Here is a 6850-nt window from a genome sequence, read left to right as displayed (position 1 = left end):
AACCCGGAAGCTAAGCCTTACAGCGCCGATGGTACTGCAGGGGGGACCCTGTGGGAGAGTAGGACGCCGCCGAACAATCATTGCTGAAGAACCCCTGATCCCATCGGATCAGGGGTTCTTTGCTTTTCCGGTGCCGTATCGTCGGATCATGGACGATCAGACAGCGGTCACTGCGAACGATGTGCTCCGGCCTGAGCAGCGCGACGGCGCCCTGCGTCTTCTGGCGGCGGCCCAAGCCGTGGACGGCCGGGCCGCCGTGTCCGAGCAGGGCCGGCTCCGGCTGCGGAACGCGGAGACAGCGCGACCGGGGGTCCGCCACCTCGTCGAGATCGAAGCCGGCGCCGTCCTCGGCTACGGCCAGCTCGAAGTGCCGGAGAACCCGGCCGCGAACCCCGCCGCCGAGCTGGTGGTCGACCCGGCGGCCCGCGGCCGCGGTCTGGCCCGCCCGCTGGTGGACGCCGTCCTGGCGCAGGCCCACCGGGCGGGGCGGGACGCGGTGGACTTCTGGGTGCACGGGGGTCACCCGGCGGCCCGGCACCTGGCCGGGGCGTACGGTGCCGAGCTGGTCCGCGAGCTGCGGCAGATGCGCCGCACCGGCCGGCAGACGGAGGCGGTGGCCGTCCCCGAGGGCTTCGAGCTCCGCACCTTCCGCCCGGGGGAGGACGACGCCGAGTGGCTGCGGCTGAACGCCCTCGCCTTCGCCCACCACCCGGAGCAGGGCGGCTGGACCGAGCAGGACCTGGCCGAGCGGGTCGCCGAGCCCTGGTTCGACCCGGCCGGCTTCTTCCTCGCCACCCGTGAGGGCAGGGTGGTCGGCTTCCACTGGACCAAGGTGCATCCGGCCACCGCCACCGAGCCCGAGCTCGGCGAGGTGTACGTGGTCGGCGTGGACCCGGCCGAGCAGGGCAGCGGCCTCGGCCGCGCGCTGACCGCTGCGGGTCTGCGCCACCTGACCGGCACCGGCCCCGGCGAGCGCGGACTGGACACCGTTCTCCTCTACGTCGACGCCGACAATCCGGCCGCTGTGCGGGTATATGAACGACTGGGGTTCACCGTTCACGAGGTGGACCTCATGTACCGGGCCCGGTACCGGGCCGACCGGCCGTCCTAGCCGCCGCGGGGAGCGGCCGGGAGGGCCCCCGGGCGGTCACGGGCGAGGGACGGGACGGCGACGCCCCTTGCCCCGACCGACTCAGCTTTCCTCCTGGCCATGCGGTGTTTACCGTGGATTCAATTGCCGCCGCGAAGATCACAGGATGAAGTCCGTAGTGTCTCGCTCGTGCAGAGTCGACCGCCACGCACCGGCCGGTCCTGTACGGACCGCGCCCGGAGGGTGGGTGTTGTCCCCGGGGGCGACCCGGAGCGGGGGCGACGGCCCGCAGAGCCATTCGTGTCCGGACGCCGTCCCGCTGCTGGAGGAGCTGGAGCCCATGAGCATCCCCCGCCCCGTCTCTGCCCCGCTGTCGCCCACGGCCCGGATGTCCAGCGCGCTGGGCATCCCGCCGGAGCTGCCGGCCACGGACGAGGAGGAGTTCGAAGCGCTGCCGCAGGGCCGCTTCCTGGACCGCGAGCGCAGTTGGCTCGCGTTCAACGAGCGCGTGCTGGAGCTGGCCGAGGACTCGGGCATCCCGCTGCTGGAGCGGGCGAAGTTCCTGGCGATCTTCGCGAGCAACCTGGACGAGTTCTTCATGGTCCGGGTGGCCGGCCTGAAGCGCCGGATCGCCACCGGAGTCGCCCAGCGCAGCGCCTCCGGCCTCCAGCCGCGCGAGGTGCTGGACCTGATCTGGACCCGCTCGCGCGAGCTGATGGCCCGTCACGCTGCGGCGTTCCAGCAGGAGGTGCTGCCGGACCTGGCCGCCGAGGGCATCGAGGTGGTCCGCTGGTCGGAGCTGGCGGAGAAGGAACAGGCCCGGCTGCACACGCTGTTCCGGCAGAAGATCTTCCCCGTGCTGACCCCGCTGGCGGTCGACCCGGCGCACCCCTTCCCGTACATATCGGGGCTCTCGCTCAACCTGGCCGTCGTGGTGCGCAACCCGGTCTCCGGCCACAAGCACTTCGCGCGCGTCAAGGTGCCGCAGTCGCTGGCCCGCTTCCTGGAGGCCTCGCCCCAGCGGTACGTCCCGCTGGAGGACGTCATGGGCGCCCACCTGGAGGAGCTCTTCCCGGGGATGGAGGTGCTGGCCCACCACGCCTTCCGCGTCACCCGCAACGAGGACCTGGAGGTGGAGGAGGACGACACCGAGAACATCCTCAAGGCCCTGGAGAAGGAGCTGATGCGGCGGCGCTTCGGCCCGCCGGTGCGGCTGGAGGTCGAGGAGTCGATCGACCCGTACATCCTGGACCTGCTGGTGCGGGAGCTGAACATCACCGAGGCGGAGGTGTTCCCGCTGCCCGGGCCGCTGGACCTGACCGGGCTGTTCGGGATCGCCGAGCTGGACCGTCCGGAGCTCAGGTACCCGAAGTTCGTGGCCGGCACGGCCCGCGGGCTGACCGACGTCGAGTCGGCCTCCCAGCCGGACATCTTCGCCGCGATGCGCGAGCGCGACGTCCTGCTGCACCACCCGTACGACAGCTTCTCCACCTCGGTGCAGGCCTTCCTGGAGCAGGCCGCCGCCGACCCGGACGTGCTGGCGATCAAGCAGACCCTGTACCGCACCTCCGGCGACTCGCCGATCGTCGACGCGCTGATCGACGCGGCCGAGTCCGGCAAGCAGGTGCTGGTGCTGGTCGAGATCAAGGCGCGCTTCGACGAGCAGGCCAACATCAAGTGGGCCCGCAAGCTGGAGGAGGCCGGCTGCCACGTGGTGTACGGCCTGGTCGGGCTGAAGACGCACTGCAAGCTCTCGCTGGTGGTCCGGCAGGAGGGCGACACCCTGCGCCGCTACTCGCACGTCGGCACCGGCAACTACCACCCGAAGACGGCCCGGCTGTACGAGGACCTCGGTCTGCTCACCTCCGACCCGCAGGTCGGCGCGGACCTCTCGGACCTGTTCAACCGGCTCTCCGGCTACTCGCGCCGCGAGTCCTACCGCCGCCTGCTGACCGCCCCGCGCGGCCTGCGCGACGGGCTGGTCTCGCGGATCCACAACGAGATCGCCCACCACCGGGCGGGCCGTCCGGCCCACGTGAAGCTCAAGGTCAACTCGATCGTCGACGAGGCCGTGATCGACGCGCTGTACCGGGCCTCCCAGGCCGGGGTGCCGGTGGACGTCTGGGTACGCGGGATCTGCGCGATCCGCCCGGGCGTGCCGGGGCTGAGCGAGAACATCCGGGTCCGCAGCATCCTGGGCCGCTTCCTGGAGCACTCCCGGATCTTCGTGTTCGGCAACAGCGGCGACCCGGAGGTCTGGATCGGCAGCGCCGACATGATGCACCGCAACCTGGACCGGCGGATCGAGGCGCTGCTGCGGATCACCGATCCGGCGCACCGCGCCGAGCTGTCCGGCCTGATCGACCTCGGGATGTCGGACGAGACCGAGTCCTGGCACCTGGGGCCGGACGGCGCGTGGACCCGCCACTCGCTGGACGCCGAGGGGCGGCCGCTGCGACACGTCCAGGACCTGCTGATCGACTCGCGCCAGCGCCGTCGGGCCGCCACCTCGCGCTGACGCGTCCACCGATGCGAAGCCGCCGGAACAGTGAGGGCCCGCGAGACGCCCGAGGGCAGCTGTTCCGGCGGTCGGCCGCCAGCTCCGGGGACCGCCCGGGGGAACGGGGATCTACCACGCCATGACCGAAGCGCCGATGACGGCCCAGGCGGCCGCCACAGCGACCGCCGGGGACATCCTTTCCCGCCACCTCACCGCCCAGGCCGGCGCCTTCCTGCGCGCGCTGCCGCTGGCGGTGGGCGAGGTCGGCGCCAGACCCGGGACGGCCGCGCTTGTCCCGTCGGCCGGTACCTCGGACCTGCTGCGGGCCGTCCGGCGGATCGGCGGGCTGCTGCACACCTTCGGCCCGGTCTTCGAGCAGACCTGGGCGCAGGAGTCGCGCACCGAGCTGCGCTGGCTGCTCAACCTGCTGGCGCTGGAGCCCGGCTACGTCCGCCGCTCGGCCCGGCTGCTGGGCGCGCTGGACTCGCTGAGCGGCAGCGACCCGGACGGGACGGGCATGCTGGCCGGCCACGCGGGCGCCCCCAAGGCGCGGGCGCTGCTGGACCGGCAGCTGACCCTGGCCCGGACCAGGGCGCACTCCACGGTGCTCCAGGAGCTCCGCTCCGCCCGGCTGCACGCGCTGGCGGACCGGATGACCCTGCTGGTCGGCGACGCGCCGCTGCTGGAGTCGGCGGGCGGCCGGGCCCCGGCGGTGCTGCTGCCGCAGGCCGCCGCCGCCTTCGCCGCGCTGTCCGCGGGCGCCCAGCAGCTGCCGCTGCAGCGGGCCGCGACGCCGTACGGCGGGGACGGGCTGCGCCGGCTGGGCGCGGTGCCGCCGTCCCGGGGGGCGACGGACGCGGACACCGCGCTGGCGGCCGACGACGCGCCCTGGGCCCGGCTCCGGATCCTGGTGAAGCGGGCCCGGTACGCGCTGGAGGTGTGCGGCCGCCCGTCCTCCGAGCTGGACGGGCTGGACGCGGTGCTGGCCCGGCAGCAGGAGGCGGCCGACGCCGCCGTCACCGCCGCCACCGCGGCGCGGACCCCGCGGATCACCCCGGCGACCGCGTACGTGCTGGGCGTGGTGCACGCCGACCAGCGGCTGGAGGTGGAGTCGGCCCGGTACGCCGTCGGCCGCCGCTGGCCCGAGCTGCCGTCCGGCCCGGACGGCTGGCTGGAACTGGTCCCGGCCGACGCCTGGGGGCTTCCCGCCGCACCCGGGACGGTCTGAGGTGGACGAGCGCCCGGGCACCGACCGGGCGGCGACGGGGGCCGCCACCGGGGCGGGGCACGCCCCGGTGATCCTGGCGGCCGGGGCGGTGCTGTGGCTGCCGGGCCGGCCGAAGAAGGGCGGACGGCTGGGGCGGCCGCGGATCGCGGTGATCCACCGGCCCAAGTACGACGACTGGAGCCTGCCGAAGGGCAAGCTCGAACCCGGCGAGGGGCCGGTCGACGCGGCGCTGCGCGAGGTCCGGGAGGAGACCGGCTTCCACTGTCTGCTGGGCCCGGAGCTGCCCACCCAGCACTACCGGGTGCAGGGCCGTCCGAAGGAGGTCCGCTACTGGGCGGCGGTGCCGTCGAGCGGGTCCTTCCGGCCGAACCGGGAGGTGGACCGGCTGGAGTGGCTGCCGGCCGGCAAGGCCCGCGCGCGGCTCACCCAGGACCAGGACCGGCTGCTGGTCGACGCGCTGCTGGCGGTCCTGGGGGCGAAACCGGTGCGGGCGGCCGGGGCCGCACCGGTGAAGGAACGGTGGAAGTGATCTCCCCGCGCCCTTGCCGTGACGCAACCGTTACTACCTGACGTAGTTTCCTGTCATCCGTTCGAGGTTCACTCGCCGTTCACTTGCGACCGGCTGTCGTGTCACCTGCCCGGCCTAACTTCGGGACCACCGGAGGGCCGCACGGGCCCCGGACCACAGCAAAACCCCTGCTGAGCCGTACGCGTACGGCCCGTGCGAGGGCAATGCCACAGAAAGGGACACCCCTGTGAAGCTCCAGCGGAACGGCCGCTCCAAGGCCCTCGCGATCGGTGCCATGGCGCTCGTCAGCTCGCTGTCGCTCGCCGCCTGCGGATCGGACAACAACAACAACACGACCGCGACCGGCGGTACCAACGGCTCCACCGCGGCCGGCGCCGCGATCAACTGTGGCAAGGCCGGTTCGCTGATCGCCGCCGGTTCCACCGCGCAGGGTGCGGCGATGGACGTCTGGAAGACCAGCTTCGCCGCCGCCTGCTCCGGCAGCACGATCAACTACCAGGGTGGCGGCTCCGGCGCCGGCATCCAGCAGTTCAACCAGGGCAAGATCCAGTTCGCCGGCTCCGACTCGGCCCTGAAGCCCGCCGAGATCGAGGCCTCCAAGGCGGTCTGCACCGGCGGCCAGGGCATCGACCTGCCGATGGTCGGCGGTCTGATCTCGCTGGTCTACAACATCGACGGTGTCGACAACCTGGTCCTGGACGGCCCGACCTCCGCCAAGATCTTCGACTCCCAGATCACCAAGTGGAACGACCCGGCGATCGCCGCCCTCAACCCGGGCGCCAAGCTGCCGGACGCGGACATCCAGACCTTCCACCGCTCGGACGACGCCGGCACCACCGAGAACCTGACCAAGTACTTCGCCGCCGCCGGCGGCGGCGCCTGGACCTACCCGGCCGGCAAGGCCTGGGCGGCCAAGGGCGGCCAGTCGGCCAACGGCAGCGCCGGCGTCTCGGCCCAGGTGAAGCAGGTCAAGAACTCGATCAGCTACGTCGAGCTGGCCTACGCCCAGACCAACAGCCTGAAGAGCGCCGCGATCAACACGGGCGCCTCCAAGCCGGTCGCGGCGACCGCCGAGAACGCCGCCACCACCATCGCCAAGGCCCAGGCCGCCGGCACCGGCAGCGACCTCGCGCTGAAGCTCGACTACGCGACCAAGGAAGAGGGCTCCTACCCGCTGGTCCTCATCACCTACGAGATCGTCTGCGACAAGGGCAACAAGGCCGAGACCCTCGAGACCCTGAAGTCCTTCCTGACCTACACGGCCAGTGACGCGGGCCAGAAGGCCGTCGGCGAGAAGGGCTACGTCCCGCTGCCGAAGGCCGTGACCGACAAGGTCAACGGCGTCATCGCCACCCTGGCCTGACCCGACAGGACCCCCGGTGGGGTGGCCCCGTGAGCGAGGGGGGCCGGGGCCGCCCCACCGGAACGCACCACACCCAGCACCACGTCCGGGGCACCGCCGCCATGGTGCCGTCCCCCTTCCCGGGGCGGCACCACCAGACC

Annotated in this window: 5 protein-coding genes and 1 rRNA gene; all 6 read left to right on the top strand. The window is 72.8% G+C overall.

Features of this window, described 5'->3' with window-relative positions:
* Positions 1 to 75, top strand: a 5S ribosomal RNA gene (gene rrf / locus ACIQI7_RS31930); the annotation flags it as partial.
* A gap of 73 nt (positions 76 to 148) precedes the next feature.
* Positions 149 to 1111, top strand: a complete 963-nt coding sequence (gene mshD, locus ACIQI7_RS31925) for a mycothiol synthase (RefSeq protein WP_401116816.1) — start codon at positions 149 to 151, stop codon at positions 1109 to 1111.
* A 319-nt stretch (positions 1112 to 1430) separates the two neighbouring features.
* Entirely contained in the window at positions 1431 to 3608 is a 2178-nt protein-coding gene (locus ACIQI7_RS31920; protein WP_401116814.1) for an RNA degradosome polyphosphate kinase, read from the top strand.
* A 121-nt stretch (positions 3609 to 3729) separates the two neighbouring features.
* Positions 3730 to 4818, top strand: coding sequence for a CHAD domain-containing protein (locus ACIQI7_RS31915; RefSeq protein WP_401116812.1), 1089 nt, complete (start codon positions 3730 to 3732; stop codon positions 4816 to 4818).
* Positions 4819 to 4885: 67 nt separating this feature from the next.
* The gene (locus ACIQI7_RS31910) at positions 4886 to 5347 is read left to right on the top strand and encodes an NUDIX hydrolase (RefSeq protein WP_401116837.1); all 462 of its coding nucleotides are present in this window, start codon (positions 4886 to 4888) and stop codon (positions 5345 to 5347) included.
* A 226-nt stretch (positions 5348 to 5573) separates the two neighbouring features.
* The gene (gene pstS, locus ACIQI7_RS31905; RefSeq protein WP_401116810.1) at positions 5574 to 6710 is read left to right on the top strand and encodes a phosphate ABC transporter substrate-binding protein PstS; all 1137 of its coding nucleotides are present in this window, start codon (positions 5574 to 5576) and stop codon (positions 6708 to 6710) included.
* The last annotated feature ends 140 nt before the right edge of the window (positions 6711 to 6850 follow it).

It is taken from the genome of Kitasatospora sp. NPDC092039 (genome assembly GCF_044756065.1).
Taxonomy (GTDB): domain Bacteria; phylum Actinomycetota; class Actinomycetes; order Streptomycetales; family Streptomycetaceae; genus Kitasatospora.
The sequence above is the reverse complement of the archived record's forward strand: the minus strand, read 5'-3'. Positions and strand labels throughout refer to the sequence as shown.

Bases quoted from the DNA above. Each gene is read 5' to 3' on its own strand.
- mshD (WP_401116816.1), top strand. From the start codon at position 149: ATGGACGATCAGACAGCGGTCACTGCGAACGATGTGCTCCGGCCTGAG.
- ACIQI7_RS31920 (WP_401116814.1), top strand. From the start codon at position 1,431: ATGAGCATCCCCCGCCCCGTCTCTGCCCCGCTGTCGCCCACGGCCCGG.
- ACIQI7_RS31915 (WP_401116812.1), top strand. From the start codon at position 3,730: ATGACCGAAGCGCCGATGACGGCCCAGGCGGCCGCCACAGCGACCGCC.